23 protein-coding genes are annotated in these 24,194 nt (G+C 51.8%); 14 read left to right on the top strand and 9 right to left on the bottom strand.

The genetic code is table 11. The features are described from left to right. Positions 1–219: 219 nt before the first annotated feature. The 4 genes from OCV66_RS00520 (at position 220) to OCV66_RS00505 (ending at position 4,980) form a co-directional block, all read left to right on the top strand. On the top strand, positions 220–2,373 hold the full coding sequence (locus OCV66_RS00520; protein ID WP_147573649.1) for an ATP-dependent helicase: 2,154 nt from the start codon (positions 220–222) through the stop codon (positions 2,371–2,373). A gap of 59 nt (positions 2,374–2,432) precedes the next feature. Beyond that, a complete protein-coding gene (locus OCV66_RS00515) occupies positions 2,433–3,971 on the top strand; it encodes a Y-family DNA polymerase (RefSeq protein WP_147573648.1) in 1,539 nt (512 codons plus the stop codon). Continuing rightward, complete coding sequence (locus OCV66_RS00510; protein ID WP_262563555.1) at positions 3,968–4,426, top strand: hypothetical protein; 459 nt, start codon at positions 3,968–3,970, stop codon at positions 4,424–4,426. Before OCV66_RS00515 ends, OCV66_RS00510 begins: the two co-directional genes overlap by 4 nt. Before the next feature lie 338 nt (positions 4,427–4,764). Then, the gene (locus OCV66_RS00505) at positions 4,765–4,980 is read left to right on the top strand and encodes an alpha/beta-type small acid-soluble spore protein (protein ID WP_054325839.1); all 216 of its coding nucleotides are present in this window, start codon (positions 4,765–4,767) and stop codon (positions 4,978–4,980) included. A gap of 64 nt (positions 4,981–5,044) precedes the next feature. Here the strand turns inward: OCV66_RS00505 and ptsP are convergent, their stop codons facing one another. Then, positions 5,045–6,757: a phosphoenolpyruvate--protein phosphotransferase gene (gene ptsP, locus OCV66_RS00500; protein ID WP_054325838.1), complete on the bottom strand. Its 1,713-nt coding sequence runs from the start codon at positions 6,755–6,757 to the stop codon at positions 5,045–5,047. 164 nt (positions 6,758–6,921) lie between these two features. Beyond that, complete coding sequence (locus OCV66_RS00495) at positions 6,922–7,299, bottom strand: hypothetical protein (protein ID WP_054325837.1); 378 nt, start codon at positions 7,297–7,299, stop codon at positions 6,922–6,924. Positions 7,300–7,622: 323 nt separating this feature from the next. On the opposite strand from OCV66_RS00495, the gene OCV66_RS00490 reads away from it, so the two are divergent. Further along, the gene (locus OCV66_RS00490) at positions 7,623–8,933 is read left to right on the top strand and encodes a DUF1015 domain-containing protein (RefSeq protein WP_107632081.1); all 1,311 of its coding nucleotides are present in this window, start codon (positions 7,623–7,625) and stop codon (positions 8,931–8,933) included. Here the strand turns inward: OCV66_RS00490 and OCV66_RS00485 are convergent. The 5 genes from OCV66_RS00485 to OCV66_RS00465 all read right to left on the bottom strand — a co-directional run bounded on the left by OCV66_RS00485 (position 8,926) and on the right by OCV66_RS00465 (position 12,690). Beyond that, positions 8,926–9,510: a hypothetical protein gene (locus OCV66_RS00485; RefSeq protein ID WP_054325836.1), complete on the bottom strand. Its 585-nt coding sequence runs from the start codon at positions 9,508–9,510 to the stop codon at positions 8,926–8,928. The genes OCV66_RS00490 and OCV66_RS00485 overlap by 8 nt on opposite strands. 75 nt (positions 9,511–9,585) lie before the next feature. Then, on the bottom strand, positions 9,586–9,948 hold the full coding sequence (locus OCV66_RS00480; protein WP_054325835.1) for a type II toxin-antitoxin system PemK/MazF family toxin: 363 nt from the start codon (positions 9,946–9,948) through the stop codon (positions 9,586–9,588). Between the two features lie 151 nt (positions 9,949–10,099). Next, entirely contained in the window at positions 10,100–11,221 is a 1,122-nt protein-coding gene (gene alr, locus OCV66_RS00475; RefSeq protein ID WP_147573647.1) for an alanine racemase, read from the bottom strand. Between the two features lie 19 nt (positions 11,222–11,240). Further along, positions 11,241–11,738 (bottom strand): hypothetical protein, encoded by a 498-nt coding sequence (locus OCV66_RS00470; protein WP_147573646.1) that lies wholly within the window; start codon positions 11,736–11,738, stop codon positions 11,241–11,243. A gap of 82 nt (positions 11,739–11,820) precedes the next feature. Then, the gene (locus OCV66_RS00465; RefSeq protein WP_159068217.1) at positions 11,821–12,690 is read right to left on the bottom strand and encodes an NAD(P)H-hydrate dehydratase; all 870 of its coding nucleotides are present in this window, start codon (positions 12,688–12,690) and stop codon (positions 11,821–11,823) included. Between the two features lie 232 nt (positions 12,691–12,922). Here OCV66_RS00465 and OCV66_RS00460 point away from each other — a divergent pair, with 232 nt between their 5' ends. The 6 genes from OCV66_RS00460 to OCV66_RS00435 all read left to right on the top strand — a co-directional run bounded on the left by OCV66_RS00460 (position 12,923) and on the right by OCV66_RS00435 (position 20,714). Then, the gene (locus tag OCV66_RS00460) at positions 12,923–13,495 is read left to right on the top strand and encodes an N-acetylmuramoyl-L-alanine amidase family protein (protein WP_107632080.1); all 573 of its coding nucleotides are present in this window, start codon (positions 12,923–12,925) and stop codon (positions 13,493–13,495) included. A gap of 280 nt (positions 13,496–13,775) precedes the next feature. Continuing rightward, on the top strand, positions 13,776–14,798 hold the full coding sequence (locus tag OCV66_RS00455; RefSeq protein ID WP_186949422.1) for a replication initiator protein A: 1,023 nt from the start codon (positions 13,776–13,778) through the stop codon (positions 14,796–14,798). Positions 14,799–14,816: 18 nt separating this feature from the next. Next, on the top strand, positions 14,817–15,449 hold the full coding sequence (locus tag OCV66_RS00450) for a recombinase family protein (RefSeq protein ID WP_207724418.1): 633 nt from the start codon (positions 14,817–14,819) through the stop codon (positions 15,447–15,449). A gap of 216 nt (positions 15,450–15,665) precedes the next feature. Beyond that, the gene (locus OCV66_RS00445; protein WP_054327638.1) at positions 15,666–19,220 is read left to right on the top strand and encodes an S-layer homology domain-containing protein; all 3,555 of its coding nucleotides are present in this window, start codon (positions 15,666–15,668) and stop codon (positions 19,218–19,220) included. 1,059 nt (positions 19,221–20,279) lie between these two features. Then, on the top strand, positions 20,280–20,447 hold the full coding sequence (locus OCV66_RS00440) for a hypothetical protein (RefSeq protein WP_147573644.1): 168 nt from the start codon (positions 20,280–20,282) through the stop codon (positions 20,445–20,447). A gap of 84 nt (positions 20,448–20,531) precedes the next feature. Further along, on the top strand, positions 20,532–20,714 hold the full coding sequence (locus OCV66_RS00435) for a recombinase family protein (RefSeq protein WP_147573643.1): 183 nt from the start codon (positions 20,532–20,534) through the stop codon (positions 20,712–20,714). Here OCV66_RS00435 and OCV66_RS00430 read toward each other — a convergent pair. Then, a complete protein-coding gene (locus OCV66_RS00430; protein ID WP_262563554.1) occupies positions 20,698–20,985 on the bottom strand; it encodes a hypothetical protein in 288 nt (95 codons plus the stop codon). The genes OCV66_RS00435 and OCV66_RS00430 overlap by 17 nt on opposite strands. A 398-nt stretch (positions 20,986–21,383) precedes the next feature. Then, entirely contained in the window at positions 21,384–22,055 is a 672-nt protein-coding gene (locus OCV66_RS00425) for a helix-turn-helix domain-containing protein (protein WP_055200788.1), read from the bottom strand. A 496-nt stretch (positions 22,056–22,551) separates the two neighbouring features. Between OCV66_RS00425 and OCV66_RS00420 the strand changes: the two genes are divergently transcribed. From OCV66_RS00420 to OCV66_RS00410, 3 genes are all read left to right on the top strand, one after another. Further along, a complete protein-coding gene (locus OCV66_RS00420; RefSeq protein ID WP_279222308.1) occupies positions 22,552–23,613 on the top strand; it encodes a replication initiation factor domain-containing protein in 1,062 nt (353 codons plus the stop codon). Next, positions 23,613–23,816 carry an excisionase gene (locus tag OCV66_RS00415; protein WP_002607397.1) on the top strand — a complete coding sequence of 68 codons (204 nt, stop codon included), beginning with the start codon at positions 23,613–23,615 and terminating at the stop codon, positions 23,814–23,816. The genes OCV66_RS00420 and OCV66_RS00415 overlap by 1 nt, the downstream gene beginning before the upstream one ends. Before the next feature lie 78 nt (positions 23,817–23,894). Beyond that, positions 23,895–24,194, top strand: a 300-nt coding sequence (locus OCV66_RS00410; RefSeq protein WP_262563553.1) for an integrase DNA-binding domain-containing protein, incomplete at its 3' end; no start/stop codon positions are given.

The following is a 24,194-nucleotide window of genomic DNA, read 5'->3' as shown; positions in this document are numbered from 1 at the left end:
AATTTCCTCATTTGCTGTAATTCGTTGTATTATAAAATTATTATAGCAAAAACACGGTGTTCGGACAAGCCGAATCCTCTCGCAAAGCGGGCCACGCGATCATCGGTCAAAAACACGAACAAATGTTTGCATATCTCAAATCTTTATGCTATACTGTAAACAGCGGGTGCGGAAGCCGCCGGACGCCCGCACACGCAACAGAAAAAAGGTGGGGTCGCTATGCAGGATGTCCTGAAAAACTTAAACGCCGCGCAGCGTGAGGCGGTCACAACGACCGAGGGCCTGATCCGCGTCGTTGCGGGCGCCGGCTCCGGAAAGACGCGCGCGCTCGCGCACCGGTTTGCCTATCTGGTAAACGAAGCTGGCATCCTGCCCGGCAATATTCTGTGCGTTACCTTTACGAATAAATCAGCGGGTGAAATGCGTCAGCGAATCCGCCAGCTTACCGGAGATAGCGACGCAGGCTATATCTGCACCTTTCACAGCTTTTGCGTATCCGTTTTGCAGGAGGACAGCCATGCCGTGCAGTATCCCAAGCGCTTCCTCGTGCTGGATAATTCGGATATCGACACCATGCTGCAAACCGTTTATGAGGAACGAAACCTCACCCTGCGCCATATGACGTTCAGCAGGGCGCGGGATATGATCGAAATACGCAAGCTGTTTCAGGAGCCGGACTATTACCAGGATATGCTGGCCATGCCGCTGGAGGGGCTGCGCGAGAAATATCTCTCTGCCGCCGCTGTGGAGGATATCATTTTTTACGGCTATCTGTATCAGGAAAAAAAGTGCTTTGGCCTAGATTATAACGATCTGATCAAATTTACGCTGTATCTTTTTGAGCAGGACGCCGGCATCCGTCTGAAATGGCAAAGGCGCTTGGAATATATAATGATCGATGAATTCCAGGATATCGACGAGCTGCAGTATAAGCTGATGTGCGTACTCTGCGGCTATCACAGGAACCTGTTCATCGTCGGGGACCCCGATCAGACGATCTATACCTGGCGCGGCGCCAATGTAAAATACCTGCTGGATTTTGACAAAGCGTTTCCGAACTGCAAAACCATCATGATGATGCAGAACTACCGTTCCTCCCCGCAAATCCTGCGGGCAGCCAATTCCCTGATCTCCAAAAATGTCCACCGCATCAAAAAGGAACTCCTCTCGACTTTGCCGGATAGCGGTCCGGTGTTTTTTCACCATGCGGAATCCGCGGAGCAGGAGGCGGAATGGATCGCCGCAAAAATCGCGGAGCTGGAGCAGCAGGGCGTCCCTTATCAGGATATTACAATCCTTTACCGTGCGCATTATGTAACGCGAACCTTGGAAGAAGTCTTTCGCAGGCGCAAGCTTCCCTATGTCATATACAGCGGCGCGCAGTTTTTTGACCGGAAAGAGATCAAGGACGCACTCTCTTACCTCCGCATGACGGCCTATCGGGACGACCTTTCTTTCCAGCGTATTGTCAATACCCCCAAACGAAACCTCGGTGAAAAGCGGATGCGCTTCCTGAAGCTCTATGCGGAACAAAACGGCTGCTCGCTGTACGAAGCGCTGCATCGTTGTTTGGAAGACGAACTGTTCCGAAACACGAAAGCGCGCCCGTTCATCCAGTTGATTGAGGGAACCGCGGCCAGATATGCCGGCAAGCCTGTCTCCGAGGTTCTCGGCATGCTGCTCAACCGGAGCGGCTATGAGGAAATGCTGCGGACGGAGGGCAATCAGGACCGGCTGGATAATTTGGCGGAGCTGAAGCAGTCCATCTATGAATATGAAGCCGCCTGCGGCGAAGAATGTACTTTGGAGGATTATCTTTCCCATGTCGCGCTTTTTTCCAACAGCGATACATCGGAGCGGCGCAATGCCGTTAAAATGATGACCGTCCATACGGCAAAGGGGCTGGAATTCCCGTATGTTTTCCTCTGTTCGCTTTGCGAGGGCGTGTTCCCCTCTGTCAAAACGAAAACCCTGCCGGCCATGGAGGAGGAGCGGCGGCTCGCTTTTGTCGCCATGACCCGCGCGGAAGGCGGGCTGTTCCTATCGGACAATGCAGGCCGCAACATAGATGGCTCCTCCCGCATCCCCTCCCGCTTCGTTTTCGATATCGACCGTCTGCTGCTACAATATACCGCCGAGCTTCCGGAAAGCCTTGTGGCCGAAGCCTCGGACCATATCCGCTTTCACCAGCGTCAGCTCAGCGCCTTGGCGGCCGGCCCTTCTTTTTCAGCGGGACAGCGGATCTCGCATCCTATTTTTGGCGACGGCGCCATCCTTGCCATCGATCGGGAAGCTTCCACCTACACCGTTCAGTTCGACGATATCCCAACGCCGCGCAGCATCTCCTTCCGCGTCCGGATCACACCGCTTTAGCGCGCTGGGAGCGCAGCCGCCTTTTTATCCCCATCCCCCTTTGCCTGTGAGGTGAGAATATGTCGACAGATACCCCCCAAGAGCGCACCTATATCGCGATCGACTTGAAATCATTTTACGCCGCGGTCGAATGTGTGGAGCGTGGCCTTGACCCGCTGACAACCAATCTCGTCGTAGCGGACGCCAGCCGGACGGCAAAAACGATCTGCCTTGCGGTATCCCCTTCCCTCAAGGCTTACGGGATCGCCGGCAGGGCGCGCCTGTTTGAAGTGCTGCAGCGGGTCGGGGAGGTCAACCGCAACCGGAGGCAAAACGCGCCCAACCATATCCTGGCCGGTGAATCCTGCGACGATACCGTACTGAAGGCCTCCCCGTCACTGGCGGTTGGGTTTATCACAGCGCTGCCTCAAATGGCGCACTATATTGAATGGAGCGCCCGAATCTACCAGCTCTATCTGAAATATATCGCACCCGAAGATATCCATGTTTATTCCATAGACGAGGTATTTATCGACGCGACAGACTACCTGCCCTATTACGGGCTTTCCGCGCGTGAGCTTGCGTCGATGATCGCCCGCGATGTGCTGCAGACGACCGGTATTACTGTGACCGCTGGAATCGGAACCAACCTTTATCTGTCCAAGGTCGCCATGGATATCGTCGCAAAGCATATCCGGCCGGACAGCAAGGGAGTGCGCATTGCGCGCCTGAATGAAATCACTTACCGCCGCCTGCTATGGCGGCATCAGCCTCTGACCGATTTCTGGCGTGTGGGGCGGGGCTACGCCAGAAAGCTGGCGCAGCACGGGATATACACCATGGGCGATATCGCGCGCTGCTCCCTCGGCAAGCCGAATGATTATTATAACGAAGACCTGCTCTATCAGATGTTCGGCATCAATGCGGAGCTGCTGATCGACCACGCATGGGGCTGGGAGCCCTGCACCATCGCGGATATCAAAAGGTACCGCCCCTCCTCGAAAAGCATTTCTTCGGGGCAGGTATTGAAATCCCCCTACAGCTTTTCACAGGCCAGGCTGGTGGTGCAGGAAATGGCAGATCTGCTCGCGCTCGACCTGGTCGGACGCAGGCTCGTCATCGACCAGATCGTCCTGACCGTCGGATATGATCGGGAAAACCTGACCCATCCTGAAACGCGTCGGGCGTATCACGGTGCAGTCACTGCAGACCGCTATGGACGGACAATCCCCAAGCATGCGCACGGAACCGCCAACCTGGACCGGCATACCTTCTCCGCGCATCTTATCTCCAATGCCGTTCTGGAACTGTACGACCGCATTGTAAACAAAACGCTTACCATACGGCGGATCTACCTGTCCGCAAACCATGTGCTTGAAGAAGATGCGGCGATACACCAGCCGACTTTCGAGCAGCTTGATCTTTTCACCGATTATAACGTATTGTCGCAGCAGCGCCGGCAGCAGGACGCCCTGTTAGCGCGGGAAAGGAAAATGCAGCAGGCTGTGTTATCCATCAAAAGCAAACATGGCAAAAACGCGATTCTGAAAGGCACCAGCCTACAGGAATCCGCTACCGCGAGGGAGCGCAACTGCCAGATCGGAGGGCATCGGGCGTGAAAGGCGTAAACCGTTATGGGCAGGCGGACAAAATCCGCCGGTATGACGATATCCTCAAACGGCCGCATCACAGGTCTTTAAAGCATCCCTCCATGCCGATGCTGGACCGTGCCGCGCAGTTCGCCCCGTTCGCCGCGCTGACAGGGCATGGCGATACGCTAAAGGAGACAGCACGGCTCACCGACCGGAAGATTGATCTGGACGAAAACGAAAAAGCCGTGATCGATAGGCGGCTACGGCTCCTGCGGGAGCGTTCCGGTCAGTATCCGCATATCGCCGTCACCTATTTCATCCCAGACAGAAAAAAAGAGGGCGGCGCTTACGCCACAGTATCCGGTACAATCAAAAGGTTTAACGAGCATGAAAGAAAGATTCTATTGATGGATGGCACTGTTATTGCGATCGACGACCTCCTCGCAATCGAAAGCCCCTTATTCCGCGGCGTCGATATATAGATGGAAACACATTCTCCCCAACAAACAATCTTTTTCTGTCCCGTTTTTCCATTACTGCAGACCTAACCGGCTGCTATGGATACGCCGTCGAGCCTGCTGCATTTTGCCGCCACACCGGTATCCAGTGCCGCGTTTCACACATATTCATAGGAACGGCATGGCAAAACGCAAACGGATAATTCGCACATTAAAACTTTTTTTCCGTTTTTTCGTTCAAATCACTCAGCTTTTTCCATGAAGAGCAGCAATTTCAAGTCATATCATGCGTTTTGCCGCACAAGATACTATCAGCAAAACCCACTAAACAAAAAAACGAAATCGAAAAGGAGAGAACAATCATGACTAACACAAAAAATGGTTCTAATCAGGGTATGGTACCGGAAGCCCGCGCTGCAATGGACCGCTTTAAGATGGAAGCGGCAGCAGAGGTTGGCGTCAACCTGAAGCAGGGCTACAACGGCGACCTGACCTCCCGCCAGGCGGGCTCGATCGGCGGCCAGATGGTCAAGAAGATGATCGAATCCTACGAGCAGAATCTGGCTAACCAGGGCTAAGTCCTGAAAATAATAAGAGCGCTGTTTCCTTTGGTGAAGGAAACAGCGCTCTTTGTTTATTTTATCAAGCGCGCCACTCGGCAAATAGTTGCTCCGCTTCCGTAGCGCTCGCGGCGCACAGCAGGCGCTCGGCAAATTCCTTGCATTCCGCAAAGGAATGCGCCGCAAGATCGGCTTTCGCCGCCAGCATCGCCGATGCCGACATCGAAAGGTTGGTCACGCCGAGTCCGCAGAGAACGGGCGCCATCCCCGGCGTACCGGCCATCTCGCCGCAGACCCCCACCTCGATGCCGTTTTCATTTGCCGCTTTCGCAGTCATATGAATCAGCCGCAGCACGCCCGGATGCAGGGGGCGGTACAGGTAGGATATTTTTTCATTTATGCGGTCCACCGCGCAGGAATACTGGATCAGGTCGTTTGTGCCGATGGAGAAGAAATCCACTTCTTTTGCTAGCATATCCGCACAAACGGCCGCTACCGGAATTTCAACCATGATGCCGACCTTGACATTCGGATTATAGGCGACGCCCTCCGCATCCAACAGGTCCTTGGCCTGCTGGAGTACCTGCTTGGCGTTGCGTATCTCCTCAATGGAGGAGATCATAGGGAACATGATGCGCAGGTCGCCGTATTGCGCGGCGCGCAACAGTGCGCGGAGCTGGGTCACAAACAGATCGGTCTGGTTCAGGCAGATGCGAATCGCGCGGTAGCCCAAAAACGGATTCTGCTCTTTTTCCAGGTTCAGCGCGGGAACTTCCTTATCGCCGCCAATATCCAAAGTGCGGATGATGACCGGCTTGCCCGCCATCGTCTCGCAAGCCTTTTTGTAGGCTTCAAACTGCTCCTCCTCGCTCGGCAAGTCGTCGCGGTCCATAAACAGGAACTCCGAACGGAACAGGCCGACGCCCTCGCCGCCCAGCTCGGCAACGCGCACCGCATCCTCCGGTGTGCCGATATTCCCTTCCACGATCACACGGCGGCCATCGCTCGTTTCGCCCGGTCGGTTCTTAAACTGCACCAGCATTGCCCGGCGCTCATCCTCCGCCGTTTTCTTCTGTTCAAACTGGGACAGTGTTTCCGCATCGGGCGACACGACGATCTCGCCCGTCGCACCGTCCAGCAAAAGCTCCTCTCCATCCTTTATTTCATCCGCCTTCTCGCCGGCACCGGCTACGGCAGGGATGCCCATGGAGCGCGCCATAATCGCGGAATGGCTGGTCCGTCCGCCGATACGCGTAACGAAGCCCACCACGGGCTTGGAGCCGATCTTTGCCGTATCCGACGGAGTCAGATCGTTGGCAATAATGATGCACGGCTCGGAGATCGAGTCGATCGCGTTGTCTGCGATCCCCTTCAGGTTTTTCAGGATGCGCTGGGAGATATCGCCGATATCCGCCGCGCGCGCCTGCATATATTCATCGTCCATCGCCCTGAACATGGCCTGGAAATTCTCGCAGTTGACAAAGCAGGCATATTCTGCGCAAACCATTTCATCTGCGATCAGATTGGTGATGCCTTCCACAAAATCAGGGTCGTCCAGCATGAGCAGATGCGCGTCAAAGATTTCCGCCTCGGCCGCGCCGATATTCTTCTCCGCCTCATCCCGCAGAAGCTCTATCTGCTTTTTCGCATGCTCCACGGCATCGATTACCCGTTTCTGCTCAGCGGCAGCATCCGTAATACTGTTTTTTACGACCGTTAAATCCGCCTCTTTGATCACGAGCGCTTTCGCGTGTGCAAGGCCTTCAGAGACACCAATCGCTTTGAATTTCAACATGAGCCGTTTTCCTCCTGTGGATTGTAAATCCTAACAAATATTTCAACACCATTGTACGGTATCTTGGTGCTTTCGTCAAGCAAATCCTTGTCTTTCCTCCATTTTCCGCAAGCGCGCCCCGCAGTCCGGTATCGTGGTCAAAGCGCGTCTGTCAGCGTTTATTTTCACAGCGCTTCCCCCGTAACCCCCTGTGTTTCGAGTACCTCCAGCACCCGTATCCCGTTTGCCGTCAGCGCCATGCTGCCCTTGCAGGGATATGTCTCATACCCGTCATAAGCAAAATTTTTTAAGGGGATGTCATAATCCACCCGTATCAGCCCCTTTCGCTGCAGCAATGCGATCGCCGCCGCATAGTTCCCCGCCTTGTCCCGCCCGTTTTCCAGGTAGACCGGCTCTGCCGCCCCTGCCGCGCACGCGACCGGTAGAAACGGGCTCTGCGCAAAGCAGCGCAGCAGTTCCAGTTCCTCCCGAAACAGGGATAAACCGTTTCCGCAGCCGCCGCAGCCCTGGCATCCTTTGCAGTTTCCGGTATGACAACTCATCTTTCGATCATCCTATCTTACAATCGGGGCTTCCGCCCCGTCCATTTGCATTTGCCGCAGGCCTCCCTTTTGCAGTTAGCCTTTGCTTATTTATTTTAGTTTACCACATATCCCTACCTTGTCAATAGGGTATCCGCCGTGCCGGCTGTTTGTACAGTTTATCCTGTTTTGCTTTCCAGATCCACACGGATTTATCCATTATGCGAAACCTTCTTTATCGATTTGCAAAACTCCGGAATAAATTTGCAAAAAAACGTGCTTGCGCACCGTTTTTCTGCTATACTGGAATCATTCCAACATTTTGTGAGGAGGAACGACAAAACATGGCAAACCGTTGCACCCGTATTCCCGAAATCATGCTGCCCCCAAAAGGGACCGACCTTTCCAAATGGGCGGTCATCGCCTGTGATCAATATACCTCGCAGCCCGAATATTGGGCGGAGACCGACCGCATCGTTGGAGACGCCCCCTCCACGCTGCGTCTGACCCTGCCGGAAGTCTATCTGGAAGAGGTGGACGTTGCAGCGCGCACCGAAACCATTCATAAGACTATGCGCCGCTACATTGAGGAGGGAACGCTGCAAACGCTTCCCGCCGGCATTATCCTGACCGAACGCTGGTCTGGCGGCGCCTGCCCGCGGCGCGGAATCGTGCTTGCCATGGATCTTGAGGCGTATGAATACACGCCCGGCTCTGCTTCCCTGATCCGTCCCACGGAAAAAACCGTTGTCGAGCGCATCCCGCCGCGTCTCAAGGTGCGCCAGGGAGCCTGCATGGAGCTGCCGCACATCATGATCCTGATCGACGATCCCGACCGCACGATTATCGAACCGCTCTTTGAGAAAACCGCTTCTTTTGACAGAATTTACGACACCGATCTGATGCAGAACGGCGGCCATATCACCGGCTGGTTCATTCCCAAGGGCGTGGAAACCGACACGGTCGAGGCTGGGCTTGAAGCACTCTGCGACCGAGCCGCATTCAACCAAAAGTATGGCTGCACGGACGCCCAAGCCCTCCTTCCCTATGCGGTCGGCGACGGCAACCACTCCATGGCGACCGCGAAGGCATACTGGGAGGAAACAAAAAAAAGCCTGTCCGCCGAGGAGCAGCAGAACCACCCCGCGCGTTACGCCCTGGTCGAAGTGGTCAATATCCACGACGAAAGCCTGATTATCGAACCGATCCACCGCATCCTGTTCGGTGTGGAGACTAACGAACTGTTCGGCAGTCTCACGGCATTTTACGAATCCCAAGGCTGCAAGGCCTATGTCGCCGAGCAGGCGCCGGCAGATGCCGCCGCACATTATTATCCTTTCCGCGCGGAAAACCGCTCCGGCGTATTCGTTGTCGAGAATCCCAAATGGTCCATCCCTGTCGCGACCATCCAGACCGGCCTTGACGCATATCTGGGCGCGCATCCCTCGGCCAAGATTGACTACATCCACGGCGCGGATGTTGTGGCCGCCCTCGCCGAAAAGCCCGGCAATCTTGGCTTTATCCTGCCCGATATTGCCAAAAACGATTTGTTCCGCGGCGTTATTTTCGACGGTGTGCTTCCCCGCAAAACTTTCTCCATGGGAGAGGCGCACGAAAAGCGCTACTACATGGAAGCCAAAACGATCGTCAAGTGATCTCTTCGGACGCAGCCTTTCCGGCTGCGTCCTTTTTCGTCCAGCGAAGCACCGCTTCCCCGTTTTCCACCGTGCAAAGCACGAATGCCGGCGCCAGCAGGAACGGCCGGTCCGGCGCAAAGGGACAACGCAGGCAGAGCGTCCCCTCCGCAGCCTCCGCTTTCAGCTCGCCGCGCTCCACCAGGCTATCCAACACCACATCCCCTGTCCATAACTGCCTTTCTGTCTGCCGTGCGTCCGGAGGCGGCGCCTGTTCTGAAGCGTCCTGTTGAGACACGGACTGCCGGCCGACCTCCTCTTCCTCTCCGGCAGAGAGATAAAAGTCGGATGGCTGCTGGTTCGCATACCCGGCCGTTTTCAGTGTTTCTCTGGATAAATGCCGCGTCAGCCGCAGCCGTCCTCCGACCGGTTCCGGTAGGCCGACCAGCAGCGGCCTTGCCCCATCCGCCGCTGCATAGCAGCGCAGCAGCAGGTCGCAGGGAATCGCACAGTCCAAATCAATCCGTACTCCGTAAGCGTCGGGCAGCCATTCCAGCCTGCCTACCGCACTGCCGCGGAACCGAACCTCTGCCTGCACCGCCGCTCCCCCTCCTCCCGTAAAAAAGCGCGTATCCAATAATAGGATACGCGCTTTTGCCTGCAAATATGACGTTCAGCCCTGTACAGATCCCAAGCCGAAGCTGACGGCCAGAGCCTCATCCACATGGCGCATCGCATTTTCATCGAGCGAGCCCATCTTTTCGCGCAGGCGCTTTTTATCCAGCGTCCGGATCTGTTCGGTCAGGATGATGGAATCCTTGGTCAGTCCGTAGTTGGGCGCACCAAGCGTGATGTGGGTCGGCATCTTGGCCTTGTTGACCTGCGATGTGATAGCGGCGGCAATCACCGTCGGGCTGTACCGATTGCCCACATTATTCTGGACAATAAGTACTGGACGGATGCCCCCCTGTTCGCTGCCGACCACCGGGCTGAGATCGGCATAGTAAATATCTCCCCGTTTGATGCTGGTATCCACTTTGGTTCACTCTCCGATGAAATAGATTTGCGGTTTGTCCGCAAACCTATTTTCCCCACGCCACAAGAAAATATAACAGTCGTGTAAAAAACTATGGCATAAGGTCAGGGAATTTTCCCCGATTCATCCTATGCGAACCACAGGCGGATTGTCAGCCCCTGTAAAAACGCGGTACCCGTCGGCTGATGCTGCACACCACCTCGTAGGAGATCGTGCCAGCAGCCGCCGCTGCGTCCTCCGCCGTCCAGGTATCTGCGCCCCATACGATAACCTCGTCCCCGCGCTGCACGCTTTCTCCCTCTGGGACGCGTGCCATACACATATCCATGCAGATGCGTCCAAGCACGGGCGTACTCCGTCCATTGATGACCACCCGCGCCTTTCCGGAGCCGGTGCGCAGGAATCCATCCGCATAGCCGATCGAAACGACCGCAATGCGTGCCGGACCATCTGTTTCAAAGGTGCGGCCATAGCTGACCGTCGTATGCGCAGGGATATCGCGAACCTGCACCACGCGTGCCTTGACCGTCATGGCCGGCCTGAGATCGAGCACCGGCGGCACAGAGACATCCGGCCGGTATCCATACAGGATGATGCCCGCCCGCGTCATGCTGCAGTGCATCTGCTCATAACTCTGGATTGCGCCGCTGTTGGCGCAATGCCGCAGAGGCAGGTCGAGTCCGGCCTGCCGCAGGCCGTCGCACACCGCCTCAAACCGCTGATATTGGAGCGCCGTGTACGCTCTGCCTTCCGGTACGTCGGAAACCGCAAAGTGTGTAAAAATCCCCTCGGAATCCAGCCCAGCCAGATCGGAACACCACAAAATCTGCTCTATTGTCCGCTCCGTGTCCCATGCTGAAAAACCCAGGCGCGTCATGCCGGTATCCAGCTTGTAGTGTACCGCGATCCTCTCCCCCGTGCGCACGGCGGCCTCTGACAACAGGCGCGCGGTTTCGGTATCATAGACCGGCGCCGTGATATGGCAGCGGGCAATGGTATCCATATCGGCCTCATCCACATATCCCAGAATCAAAATTGGCTTGTGGATACCGTTTTCGCGCAGCTCCACCGCCTCCGGCACGGTCGCGGCGGCGAAATACGGCGCGCCGATCTCCTGTAAACGCGTCGCGATCTGCACCGCGCCATGCCCATACGCATCCGCTTTTACCACACACAGCACCGGCGATTTTGCCTGCGCACAGATTACACGGTAATTATGTTCGATCGCACCCAAGTCTACTTCCGCCCAGGTGCGGTGCTTGCTCGGTTCCATTCTTTGCTCATCCCCTAATTTATGTTTCCTGATACGACATGACCTGGATTGTCAGCACCCGTTTTCCGTCCGCATACAGCTCCGCGCAGACGAGCTGCCGTCCGTTTTCGGTCAGCCATACCTGTTTTTCTATTTTGCCATCCGTACCGTCCTCCGCATACCGGAGAACAAGCAACTCGGTCCCCGAAGACTGTTCTGTCCATTGCTGCTCCGGCTCGCTGTTACGCAGATCGGACAGCAGGCAGAACAGCCCGTCCGCAGGCGTCAGCCCGGTGCGCTGCGGCATCGCGTCGTCCAGCACCATGCCATCGTACTGCAGAGAAAACGCCCCGTTGTCCGTTCCGGCAATGCGCCCTCCGATCCCCGCCAGGGATTCCGGCGCGGTGATCGTGAATGTGTCCGCATCTTCTTTATTATAATTATAATCCATCTCATATTCCAGCACAGAATCCTCTAAATCGGATAAAACTTTGATATGCGCCTCAAATCCCGTCAGCGCGCTGAAATATTCGCGCACACTTTCCCCGTCCGCCGCGGGCGCGCCGCAGCCGGAAAGCAGGCACAGGGCCAGCGCGGCCGCACATAGCCTTTGTTTCAGATCACCACTCCCTCGTATTATACCGTTTGAGCAAATCGGGCAGGAAGTGCAGCAAATCGCCCGGCGTCATGCCGTACTCAGAGCGCGCGTTGGCCGCCATGTCCCCGGCGCGTCCATGCAGCCAAGCCGCCGCACAGGCGGCGTCCACAGGATCCAGCCCTTGTCCGCACAGGGAGACCAGCATCCCCGCAAGCACATCCCCGCTGCCCCCTTTCGCCATGCCGGGATTCCCCGAATGGTTCCGGTACAGTCTGCCATCCGGCGCCGCGATCAGCGTGCGGTGTCCCTTGTACAGCAGTATGCAGCCCATCTTACGGGCGAACAGCGTCAGCTCGCCCTGCTGCGGATTTTCCAGGCCGGACAGACGGGCGAATTCCCCCGCGTGCGGCGTAAGGATGACCGGCTGTGCCGCCTGCCGCAGTATATCCTTATGCGCGGTCAGCGCATTTATACCATCCGCGTCCAAAACAATCTGACATTTTGCATTTTCGATCAATGTCACGACAATTTCCGCGACCGCGTAAGACCGCCCCAGACCGCAGCCGATCAGCAACGCGTCTGCCTTTTCCGCGAGCGACAGCAACGCCGGCAGTGCCTCGCGCGACAGCATCCCATCCGCACCGCACGGCATCGGCCGAACAACCGGTTCATTGAGCTTCACCGCGAGCACGGGCCAAGCGCGCTCCGGTGTCGCCAGCGTCACCACGCCGCTTCCCATGCGCACCGCTCCCTGCGCGGCAAAATAAGCCGCTCCGGTATATCCCGCACAGCCGCAGACGCACAGCACGCGGCCAAAGTCATTCTTGTTCGCCTCCGCAGCCCGCTCCGGTATGATGCGGTCCACATAGCTCTGATCAAGTTCTGTCATCATTTTGTAAGGCTCCTTCATCCCGCTCCTGCGGGTATGGTCATAATTTTGTCTTCCGGATCCGCAATATCCCTTTGTTTATGAAAAAACGGACTCCCTGCTATCCAAACCTTTCCTGCCCTCTACAGCATAGCATTTTTACCGGATCCCCGTCAAGGAATCCGGCGGCATTCTTTCTTTTCCGTCACCGGCGGCCACTGTACCGGAATAAACTGAACCGAAGGAGTGTGATCAATTGGCTATTCGCATTTTTATAGACCAGGGACATAATCCCAGCGGCCCCAATACCGGAGCGGAGGGCAACGGCCTGCGCGAGCAGGACGTCAATTTTATCGTTGGCGTATATCTGGCCGACCTGCTCCGCGCTGACCCTCGCTTCGAGGTGCGCCTGAGCCGCAATTCCCCTGACGAAATACTTGGCACCAGTAATGCCAGCAGCCTTGCCGCGCGCGTGCGCATGGCAAACAGCTGGCCCGCCGATTATTTTATCAGCATCCACTGCAATTCCAACGTCAATCCGGCCATCAACGGTACGGAGGTCTATGTTTTTCAGCAAAATACGCAGCCCTATTGGCTTGCACAGCATGTCCTGATCGGCATTGTCGAGCGCGTCGGTACCAAGGATAATGGCGTCCGGCTGAATCCCAGCCTGTTCGTACTGCGGCGCACCTCCATGCCCGCGATCCTGGTCGAGCTTGCCTATCTCAGCAACGCCGAGGACGCCCAAAAGCTGCGCGACGACCCTTACGGCTTTGCCCAGGGGATCTACAACGGCCTGCTCAGCTATTTCGGCTTTGCCCCACTTTGACAGGAAAAAGCAGGCGGTCCAAAGGCGGATACGCATAAGGAATAACAAAAAGGGCAGAAAAAGCGCAAAAAAGAGGCAATCACCGTACAAGAGTCTTTATGACAAGAGAATAAGCGCCAGAAAACGGCACTATCCGACGGATAGTGCCGTTTTTCTTATCTACAAGGAGGACCAAGAACTTGACTCTGCTGTTCTACAGCTATTGTATCACGGGCATCTCTAAGCCTACTGATACATGATTTCATTAACCTTAAAACTTATTATACGAGGAGGAAAGTCTATGAGAGAAATGAGCTTTGATTATTACTACGACGAACAGTCGGAGAGTTTCCGCTTTCTGCGCGTCCCCCGGTTGCTGTTTACCGCCCCGCAGTTTCGCGGCCTGTCCACAGACGCCAAACTGCTATATAGCCTGATGCTGGACCGTATGTGTTTATCCGCCCGTAATGGCTGGTATGACGAGCAGGGACGCGTATTTATCTATTACACTGTCACGGATATCGCGGAGCATCTCAACTGCAAAAAGGACAAGACATTAAAGCTGCTGAATGAGCTGGATAACAAAAAAGGCGTCGGCTTAATAGAACGTATCCGTCAGGGACAGGGCAAACCGTCCAAAATTTATGTCAGGCAGTTTACCGCGCAAGGGCATCCAGAGCCGCCCCATCATCCCACCGGCAGCCGTAATCAAAACTGCACAGAAACGGAAGTCTTGACGGCTCAAAACGATACCTCTGCACCGCGGAAAACAGGAAGTCAAGAATACGGGAAAACCGAATGTAATTATACGAATAAGAATTATACTGAGTTAATGAAATCTATCCATCTATCTATCCATCCCGAAACGGATTTACAGCGGGACAGTCAGTTATCAGGCCAGCCAAATCCAGTCACACAACAGGCAGCGACGCCTCGCGGCGTCGCTGTCCGCGCAAGTATGGCATTTGTGTCACAAACGCCGCTTGTCAGGGGTATGCCCCTGAAACCCCACCCGCAGCAACAGGGCGTTACCCCATGCGCGGAGGGTATCCCGCCGTCCGTCCGCCGTCAAGGCCGGGCGTTTGCTGCGCAACCGCCCGCGAGCAGCCCTTTTGATGGGGCGGGCCTTGACTGCGGGCCTCCGGCGGGATTAGAGGCCGCCAAGGGGATAACACCCTCACAGGGCGCGGCAATGCGCGCCCTGCGTTTATTCTGGGAAACTACGGAAAGCCTGCGCCCAAAACGCAGGCAGAAAGAAATCAGTCCCAAGTTGGGACTGATTAAATCCCGTGAAAGCAGAGGAATCCAATATGCGTTACACTAACAAGCAAGGTAGCAGTCTATGGAAATTAAACGCAGGGAGGTATATAAAATCGGAGAACAATACGCATATATCCGCGTCAGCAGCCGTGACCAGAACGAGGAGCGGCAGCTTATCGCCATGCAGGAACTTTGCATCCCGAAACGAAATATTTACATCGACAAGCAGAGCGGAAAGGACTTCAAGCGGCCGCAATATAAAAGGCTCGCGCGGCGCATGAAAAAAGACGACCTGCTCTATATCAAGAGCATCGACCGTCTGGGGAGGAATTATAAAGAAATTCTGGAACAATGGCGCATTTTGACTAAGGAAAAGGGCGTGGATATCGTCGTGATGGACATGCCCCTGCTCGATACCCGGCGCGGCAAAGACCTGATGGGGACATTCCTCAGCGATATTGTATTGCAGGTGTTGTCCTTTGTCGCGGAAAATGAGCGCGAAAACATCCGGCAGCGGCAGGCCGAGGGCATCGCCGCCGCCAAGGCGCGCGGCGTCAAGTTTGGCAGGCCAGCCCTGCCCCTGCCCGATAACTTCCGCGAGGTACATAAGGCATGGCGGGAAAAGAAAATCCCTCTCCGGCTGGCAGCGAAAGCCTGCAATATGCCGGAAGGGACTTTTTATTATAAGGCTGTGAAGTTTGAAAAAGGGGGTTAAATAAAGCGGCCAAAAATTTGGGAATGTGTACATTTCCAAATTTTTGGCCGGTAAGCACCTATGGCAATTATACTCTATATTCCTTACTTTTTCAATGGATTCCATGCAAATTTGTAGTTCCAAATAACACTTTGAAAACGTACAATTATCCAAAACGATAGGGGGTGATTTCCACATTTTCTGCTATTTACGTCAAAAAATAAGGAGGGAAACCACATGAAAAAGCAAATGTTGTCGGCATTTTTGGCTGCGTCCATGGTGCTGACAATGGTTCCCGCTGCGTCTGCTGTGGATGAGACAGAAGAAACATCCACTGTGACGACCAGCACAGAACCACAGGAAACAACAACGCCTGCGGGCACAGAGCAGCCACAGGCACCAGATGAAGAAACGGTCGAAAAAAACGAAGATGCTCAGGGTGGTACCAATAATGTAGAGGCCGACTCCGAAGATGCCACTGACGTTGAAGATACAACGGAAGATACAGGCAATGAAGGTATCGACACATTAGCGGAACTCAAGAGTGCAATCACAAATGCTGATGACGATGCATCATCTGAAATCACGCTTAGTGGTGATATTACGATTCCAGCAGGCCCGGAAAACAATATCGTGATTAACAGCGAAATCACAATTAATGGTAATGGGCATAAGTTGATAAAAACTTTTGATACTACCCAAGGCGATTCGGGCTACGGCAACTACGAAGCCGTTTTCCAGATCAATGCCGGGAATGTCACGATTAAAAACCTGACCATGTCCGGCCTGGAGAACGGAATGAAGGACGAAGCCGCGATTTATATTGCGACCAATGAAAGTGTTACTATTACGGAGTGCAAGTTCATAGGAACACAGAATGAGGATAATTCCTATGGAACTGCCGGTATCATAGGAGCAACCGGTTATTCTCCGGTAGTTCATGTGAGTGACTGTGAGTTCCAGTACGTCAAGTATGGCATGTACTTTAACTCGATTGGCAGCCAGTCTGTCATTTCCGACAACATGCTTGATACCACAAGCTATACGGGCATTTATATGGATGTACCGGCAAGCAGTACAGGGATAACTGTCAGCAATAATAATTTGACGAATATTGCGATGACATCCTACAATTCTGTACCGTTTATTTCAGGTATCTATGTAAATGAGTTGAGCGAAAGCACTTCGGCACTTCCGGTAACAATGAAAAACAATACCGTTGAGCTGTCAGAAACCGCCCAAAACAACGGCGGTATCGCTATCAAAAACAGCAAGGTGGCGAAAATTGGCGAAACTTATTATGCAACGCTTGAAGGTGCGATTACGGCAGCAAAAGCAAACGATACCATTGTGCTGAAGCAGGACATTCAAATTGCTGCCGGAAATGCAAATAATATTGTAATTAATAAAGCAATTACGATTGACGGTGATAACCATACGATTATCCGTTCCTTTGATAAGGTACCGGATACAGCTGATCCGAGCTACGGTAACTATGAATCTGTTTTTGTGATTCAGTCTGCTGGTGTCACTATTCAGAACTTGAAAATGGCTGGTCTGGAACAGGGAATGAAGGACGAAAGTGCAATCTGCATTGAAGCAAATGGCACAAACGAATCGCCGATTCAAATTCTTAACTGTACATTTGTTGGTTCTGCGGATGCAGTAAATTCCGGTATTGTTGGTATTCTGACGCTTCCACGCCAGCCACAAACAGGCGGATATGTGAATGTCCAGAATTGTAAGATGGAAAATCTGAAATATGGTATGTATTTCAATTCGATTTCCAATGCAACGATTCAGGGGAACACGATTGACGGTACTGCGTATACCGGTATTTATCTGGAAGGCACTGACGTTACTCTGAAAGGCAATACGCTGAAAAACATTGCGACAGCAAACAACGAAACCGCAGATTTTTCCTCCGGTATTTTTATGGGCGGAACGAGCAGCCGGATGAAGGTCAGTGAAAATAACATTGCACTGGCTTCTGGTAATACCAATGGTTACGAATTGGGCATGACGCAGGATGGAAGCGCAGCCGAAGTGACCGTTATGGTGGGCGATGCACCATATACCTCTTTGGAAGCAGCCGTTGCCGCTGTGCAGGCAGGTCAAACCATCACCCTGTTACAGGATGCAGAGCTTACGCAGTCCATTGTGATTGACGAAGCCAATGTGACGCTGGACGGTGCCGGTCATACGATTGCCTATACCGGGAATGCAACGGCAGAAAAACCCGCAGGTGCTCTGATTGTCGCACAGGCGACGGGAGACCCGGCAGGCGGCACCCCGCAGTCCGGCGCAGATAGCTTTACCCTGAAGAATGTAACGGTGGATGCTGAAAACTGTAAGTACGGTGTACAGCTGTATTGCATTGAGAAAAGTAAGCTGGACAGTGTTACCGTAACCAATGGAGTATACAGCTCGATTCTGGTCAACGGTGCAGAAGCAGAAGTTGCAAATACGACCGTAGATAATGGAATTGAGTACGGCGTAGGAACCGGCGTAACCACGTTGCCCGAAATCACGTTGAACAACGTCACCGGTAAGCCGAATGGGCCGCTGATTAAGGTGGACAAAAGTACTATTGAAAATATTAAGAACAACGTGTCAGGAATGAACAACTTCACTCCTGAGCAGATCGTTGGAGAAATCAACAAAAAACTGGAAGGCGCACAGGTCGTACTCGGAGAAGATGGTTCGGCTACCAGTCCGGTTACGTCGTTTACCATCACCTTTGACCCAGCGGGCGGCACCTTCTCGGATGGCGATACCAATAGCAGAACACTGACGACAAACAACGAAGGCAAGCTGAAGGCGTTGCCGACTGTCACAAGAGAGGGCTATACTTTCGAGGGCTGGTACGCGAGCGGAATCGGTCAGATTGATGTAAATACAACCTTTACGCAGGATACTACAGTTTCTGCAAGCTGGGATTCAAGCAATTCCTCTTCCGGCGGTGGTTCTTCCGGCGGCGGTGGCGGTTCCAGTAGCTCCAGCAGCCGCTATTCGGTTTCTGTCTCCTCCACTTCCAACGGTAGTGTGAGCGTCTCCCCGAAGAGTGCATCCAAGGGCAAGACCGTTACCATTACTGTCAAGCCCGATGCCGGCTATGAGCTGGACGAGCTGACGGTAACTGATAAGGACGGCGACGAAATCAGCGTGGAGCGTGAGAGCGACACCAAGTACACCTTTACCATGCCGTCCGGCAAGGTGACGGTTAAAGCGACGTTTGCCAAGGTGAGCGAGCAGCCGGAACCCGGTTCGATGGCCTTTACCGATGTAGCGTCCAGCGCATACTACTATGACGCGGTCAAGTGGGCGGTCGAGCAGGGTATTACCAGCGGTATCACCGCGACTACTTTCGGCCCGGATGCGTCCTGCACCCGTGCGCAGATGGTATCTTTCCTGTGGCGTGCAAACGGCTCGCCCAAGGCGGCCGGTGCAAACCCGTTCACCGATGTAAGTGCGGATGCGTATTACTATGACGCGGTTCTGTGGGCGGTTGAAAAGGGCATCACAAGCGGCACCAGCGCGACTACGTTCAGCCCGAACGCAACCGTTACCCGCGGCCAGACCGTATCTTTCCTGCACCGTGCGAACGGCTCCCCGGCCGTTTCCGGCAGCAGTCCGTTTACCGACGTAGCGGCAGACGCTTACTATGCGGCGGCTGTCCAGTGGGCGGTTGCGGAGAATATTACCGCAGGCACGAGCGCGACCACGTTCAGCCCGGATGCAGCCTGCACCCGCGGCCAAATCGTGTCGTTCCTGTATCGTGATATGGCATAAGCGATCTCTTATTGCGTAAGCACCTGAAAGAAGGACTCCCGTGTGGATATCACACGGGAGTCCTTTTATCTCTTTCACAGGCTGTTCGTATATTGACTTTTCCTGCTTTCGGCGGCCTTAATGTGTCCCGAGTCGGGACTCATTTTTTCTGCCTGCGTCTTGGGCGACGGCCTGCTGGAGTACCAGAATAACCACTGGGCGCGCAATGCGCGCCCAGTGGGGGCGTTATCCCCTTGGCGGCCTTTAATCCCGCCGGAAATCCGCAGTCAAGGCCCGCCCCTTGATGGGGCGGCTCGCGGGCGGCTGCGCAGCGGACGCCCGGCCTTGACGGTGGACGGACGGCGGGATACCCTCCGCGCGCGGGATAACGCCCCGCTGCTGCGGGTGGGGTTTCAGGGGCTCGCCCCTGACAAGCGGCATTTTTGTCACAAATGCCATACTTGCTTGTACAGCGCCCCTCCGGCGGCGCTGTATATTGAATATCCTGGTTTAGCCGGCCTGATAGCTGTCCGGCTGTAAATTCATTGTGGGATAATGAATAGAGCGAATTAGCCTGGTACAATTTTTTCTATTCTGTATTTTTAAGAATAGCCTCGAAAAGAAGTTTATTTTTAGAATCTTTGCTTTCATTTGTCGAAAATTTTTAATTTTATCTCATTTCTCAGTAATAATAGTCAGAGGGAATACTTGATAACTGAATAAAGCGTTCCAGATACATTCCCATGCAGGAGAGCCAGACAGCAGGTGCGCCATAATTGCCCGGATAGGCAGGAGCGAACAACGCCACGCTGTAAAGCAGCCACAGGTCAAAACTGCGGGCCATGACCCTGTATGGATGATAATGATACTTGCGTCGGCTATGCGTCACAGCGCAGGACGCCCCGCCACGGGAATGGAGGGAGGTACAGACCTATGGAGCGGCTCGGCCAGCCGCCGTCTGAATTGCTTTTGATTCCTTTTAAGGCATAAGGAAAACCGCGCTGGATAGTACGGCGCGGTTTTTGTCGTATCATTTGAAAATCGGTCCCAAGTCGGGACGCATTAAGGAGGTGTTTTTTCATGGCAGGCCGTACCCAGGTAAAGCCGCCACAGAGAAAAAGAATGATTGACGGTACTACATACATCGTGACCTCGCATTTCAAACAGACTGGCAGCACCGCAGCCGACCATATCCGGCGTCTGATCGACACAGAAACCAAAAGTGATAAAATAAAGCGGATTCATTGAAAATTTGCATTATTTATTGATTTTTGGTATAATAATAGTGTCATAAAAGACCAATTGCGGTGACTGCCGGAATGGAGGTCTGCAATGAAAAGGCAGTCTGATAAACAAACTTTCAGCATGAACTTTGGAGCAAAAAAATGGGCGGCTCTCTATGTTCGTCTCTCCCGTGATGACGACAGCGAGGGCGACAGCAACAGCATCGCCCATCAAATTGAAATCCTGAAAAAGTACGCAAAAGACCATAATATTATTAAAATAAAGAAATAGTTACACCAGGTTCTCCCGAAACAGATTGTCCTGTGTACGCTCCTATTTCGCTTGTCCGATTTAATTTTGTCACTTTATATGTAATATGACTTCTTGTTTGAATATCAGGTATTTCTTCAGTTGTTTCGATAACATCTGTATTAAAGACATTAAATTCTTCAACAACTTCACTATCAGGTAAATTTTCTTGTTTTGTCTCTGCATGAACACTTAAAGTGTTGCTAGTTAATATTACAGCCGTTGCTAACAATAACGATACTATTTTCTTCATAGATTAGTTCCCCTTTCTGTCAAAAATAAAATACATAGATAACATAAGACATGCAAATCTAATGCTCCATGAGTAATTAGAAATTCTGCTTATAGCGTATTCAGTGGTAGTTACGTCTATACAATCGGAAATAATAGTTGCTATTGGTGTTGAAAGTAAACATATACATACTAATATCACGATTTTTCTAAAATTTCTATTTTGCATTTAACTCCTCCTTTCCTAGATTTACATTAGTTAGTCTAAGCTAATCTTAGAATAACTAATGCTCTTTTATTTGTCAACATTTTTTCACGTGCAGAAAAGAAAAAGCCCTGTCAAGAGCCTTGCCACCATTGGTGGTGCTTTGCACTCTTTACTGGGCTTTTTGTTTGCTGTATCTTCCATGCAAGAGGAAATTAAAGACCTCTGTTCCATTTCGCCTTTAGATAATCTTCATAATCTCCCTCATTAAAGTCTACTTGTGGAGAAGTATTAGGAATGTTTTTTCTGTTGTCAATATCTGCAAGTTGACGGAATATCCAATCATCATAAGGGTTGTGGTATTTATACTCTTTCGGTTGTTCTCTGTATCGGTCTAACCCTCGCATTTCCTTATGTACTTTCATCATACGTTCTATTTTTTGACGCTGTATCAACTGTTTGATTTCCATAAGTTCTTCCAACTCCGTAACCTCATTGGTAATGTAGTTATGGATATACTGTATGAGTTTATATGCCTTGTAAAATCTACATTCTTTTTCATCATTGAAAAACTCATTTTCAGACAGATAATCTAAGGAAACATTAAAGTCTTGTTCCCGTTTGACAATATCCATGATGTAAGGTTCTGTGTGGTCAATATACTTCCATTCTCCCGATAATAATTCATTGGGTGTTACACTCAGCACGTCCATTATCTTTTCCAGCGTATCAAAGGTAGGATAATTCACGCCACGTTCAATCTTGGAAAGGCTCTGCATATTGATACCGATTTTGTCCGCAAGTTCCTGCTGTTTCATTCCTCTGTGTTTTCTTATGGTTTGTATGTTCTCTCCTAAGAAACTGATTTTCTTTTCATAATGCTCCATAACTTAGTATAACCGCTCCTTTCATTGCTTTTCTTGGTATTTATAAGCATATCATACTTAATACATATCAAAAAGTCAACAAAAACTTCTTGACAAGTAATTCTAATGGCGTTATTATCGTGTTAGATAGAGTGATTAAGCACGCTAGGGTCAATCACGTGCTTGAGTAAGCATAGAAAAGATGTATTTTCATTTTGATAGCATGAATGAGCATGGACTATCAGACAGAAAATAAAGTTTCTGACTGGGGCTGTTCCGTTTAGCCACGAGCCTTACAAGGCTCGTGAGCGTTAAGAACGGATCAGACACAGGAAGAAAGGGAACGCCTTTAGGCGTTCGTAAAGGGCGTATATGTAACACCGCCCTGCGCATACATGTCATAGTACCTAGAAACTGTGATAAATAAAGGAAAAAACACGATTTTTACCCCGCAAAAAAACGGGAAGTACGAAAGGAGTAATGCACTATAACTACACACAAAAATTTATCCGTTAAGATTGATTACATCAGTATTGTATTCGATACTGCAACCGCCGAAGATGTCATCATGCACATTTTAGGTTTACCGACTGATATTTTCAATGTCTATCCGGCAAGCATTAAATTCAAGACTTATCAAGCACGCTGGCAGATTGGAGATATTTATGTATCGGGGGACGCAAGAAAGACAGAGGACAACCCACAAGGGCTAGGCTGTTATCTTGTTATGACTGGCAGAGGTTGTGATGATATTTTCCGTATTCTCGACAGTAGGAATTATACCTTTGGAGATATGTTCAAACATTGTGAGCGAAGATATGGACTGGATAACTTCCATTTCACTAGACTGGATATTGCCATTGATGATAAGAACGAAAAGCCATTTTTTACCATAGAGCAGATAAAGAAGAAATGCGAAAAAGAGGAATTTATCTCGAATAGTGAGGGCTACCACTTTGACGAAAGCAAGTTTGATGATTTCGACACCGCAAAGACCGTTTATATCGGTGCTGGGAAATCGGGATTGTCCTACCGCTTTTATGACAAGGATAAGGAAGTCTGTTCAAAACATAATAAGACACTTGATGAAGTCGGCAGTTGGAAACGGACAGAAATGCAACTGCGTGATGATAAGGCTCATGCTTTTGCCATGACATTCAAGGACAGACCGCTGGAACTGGGAGAACTGGCTTTCGGGCTATTGGCAAACAACCTACGCTTTGTCGTACCAAACAGAAACGAAAGTAATAAGAGCAGGTGGAAAACTTGTCGGTTTTGGGAACGCTTTTTAGGGGCTGTGGAAGTCTTAAAACTGCAAGTACCAAAACAGCAAAATTCCCTTGAAGAAACACAGCAATGGCTCACAGAGGGTGGCGTGATTTCCGCTGTCAAAAGTTTTTACTTCTTGGAAGAACATGACGCATTAGGTGGACTGGAAAAAGTGGGAACTATGCTTGATAAGGCAAGATACAGTAATTCCCTTTCCAGTAAATTAACCGCCCATTTACAGAGGATAAACCGCACCGACCTTATCCCTTATATCCAATATGACACGAAACATGGGAAAGGGGGTATCTGATGAATAACAACGATATTCCCGTATGGGAAAAATACACCCTTACCATTGAAGAAGCGTCAAAATATTTCCGTATCGGAGAAAACAAGTTAAGACGATTGGCAGAGGAAAACAAGGACGCTGGCTGGCTCATTATGAATGGCAACCGCATACAGATTAAACGCCGACAGTTTGAACAGGTTATTGATAAATTGGACGCAATCTAATGCAAATGAGCCTTGTATGTGTTATGATGAACACAAGTCATATCAAGGCTCTTTCCAACAAGGAAAGGAGCAGACACCATGAAAGAAAAAAGACGGGATAACAAAGGTCGTATCCTGCATACTGGAGAGAGCCAACGAACAGACGGAAAATACTTATATAAATATGTGGACGCATTTGGAAACACAAAATATGTGTATGCTTGGAGATTGACACCCACAGACCCGACACCAAAGGGAAAACGGGAAAAACCCTCACTTCGTGAACTGGAACAGCAGATAAGACGGGATATTGAGGACGGTATCGACAGCACAGGCAAGAAAATGACGCTTTGCCAACTCTACGCCAAACAGAACGCACAGAGGGCAAATGTGAAGAAA

Origin of the sequence: Agathobaculum ammoniilyticum, from assembly GCF_025567315.1 — a bacterium.
Taxonomy (GTDB): domain Bacteria; phylum Bacillota; class Clostridia; order Oscillospirales; family Butyricicoccaceae; genus Agathobaculum; species Agathobaculum ammoniilyticum.
Note: the sequence above shows the minus strand (reverse complement) of the source record. Positions and strands in the feature narration are given on the sequence as shown.

Bases quoted from the DNA above. Each gene is read 5' to 3' on its own strand.
- ptsP (WP_054325838.1), bottom strand. From the start codon at position 6,757: ATGTTGAAATTCAAAGCGATTGGTGTCTCTGAAGGCCTTGCACACGCG.
- alr (WP_147573647.1), bottom strand. From the start codon at position 11,221: ATGGAACCGAGCAAGCACCGCACCTGGGCGGAAGTAGACTTGGGTGCG.
- OCV66_RS00445 (WP_054327638.1), top strand. From the start codon at position 15,666: ATGAAAAAGCAAATGTTGTCGGCATTTTTGGCTGCGTCCATGGTGCTG.
- OCV66_RS00455 (WP_186949422.1), top strand. From the start codon at position 13,776: ATGAGAGAAATGAGCTTTGATTATTACTACGACGAACAGTCGGAGAGT.
- OCV66_RS00465 (WP_159068217.1), bottom strand. From the start codon at position 12,690: ATGATGACAGAACTTGATCAGAGCTATGTGGACCGCATCATACCGGAG.
- OCV66_RS00440 (WP_147573644.1), top strand. From the start codon at position 20,280: ATGGCAGGCCGTACCCAGGTAAAGCCGCCACAGAGAAAAAGAATGATT.
- OCV66_RS00515 (WP_147573648.1), top strand. From the start codon at position 2,433: ATGTCGACAGATACCCCCCAAGAGCGCACCTATATCGCGATCGACTTG.
- OCV66_RS00435 (WP_147573643.1), top strand. From the start codon at position 20,532: ATGAAAAGGCAGTCTGATAAACAAACTTTCAGCATGAACTTTGGAGCA.
- OCV66_RS00415 (WP_002607397.1), top strand. From the start codon at position 23,613: ATGAATAACAACGATATTCCCGTATGGGAAAAATACACCCTTACCATT.
- OCV66_RS00505 (WP_054325839.1), top strand. From the start codon at position 4,765: ATGACTAACACAAAAAATGGTTCTAATCAGGGTATGGTACCGGAAGCC.
- OCV66_RS00425 (WP_055200788.1), bottom strand. From the start codon at position 22,055: ATGGAGCATTATGAAAAGAAAATCAGTTTCTTAGGAGAGAACATACAA.
- OCV66_RS00430 (WP_262563554.1), bottom strand. From the start codon at position 20,985: ATGAAGAAAATAGTATCGTTATTGTTAGCAACGGCTGTAATATTAACT.
- OCV66_RS00450 (WP_207724418.1), top strand. From the start codon at position 14,817: ATGGAAATTAAACGCAGGGAGGTATATAAAATCGGAGAACAATACGCA.
- OCV66_RS00495 (WP_054325837.1), bottom strand. From the start codon at position 7,299: ATGAGTTGTCATACCGGAAACTGCAAAGGATGCCAGGGCTGCGGCGGC.
- OCV66_RS00520 (WP_147573649.1), top strand. From the start codon at position 220: ATGCAGGATGTCCTGAAAAACTTAAACGCCGCGCAGCGTGAGGCGGTC.
- OCV66_RS00490 (WP_107632081.1), top strand. From the start codon at position 7,623: ATGGCAAACCGTTGCACCCGTATTCCCGAAATCATGCTGCCCCCAAAA.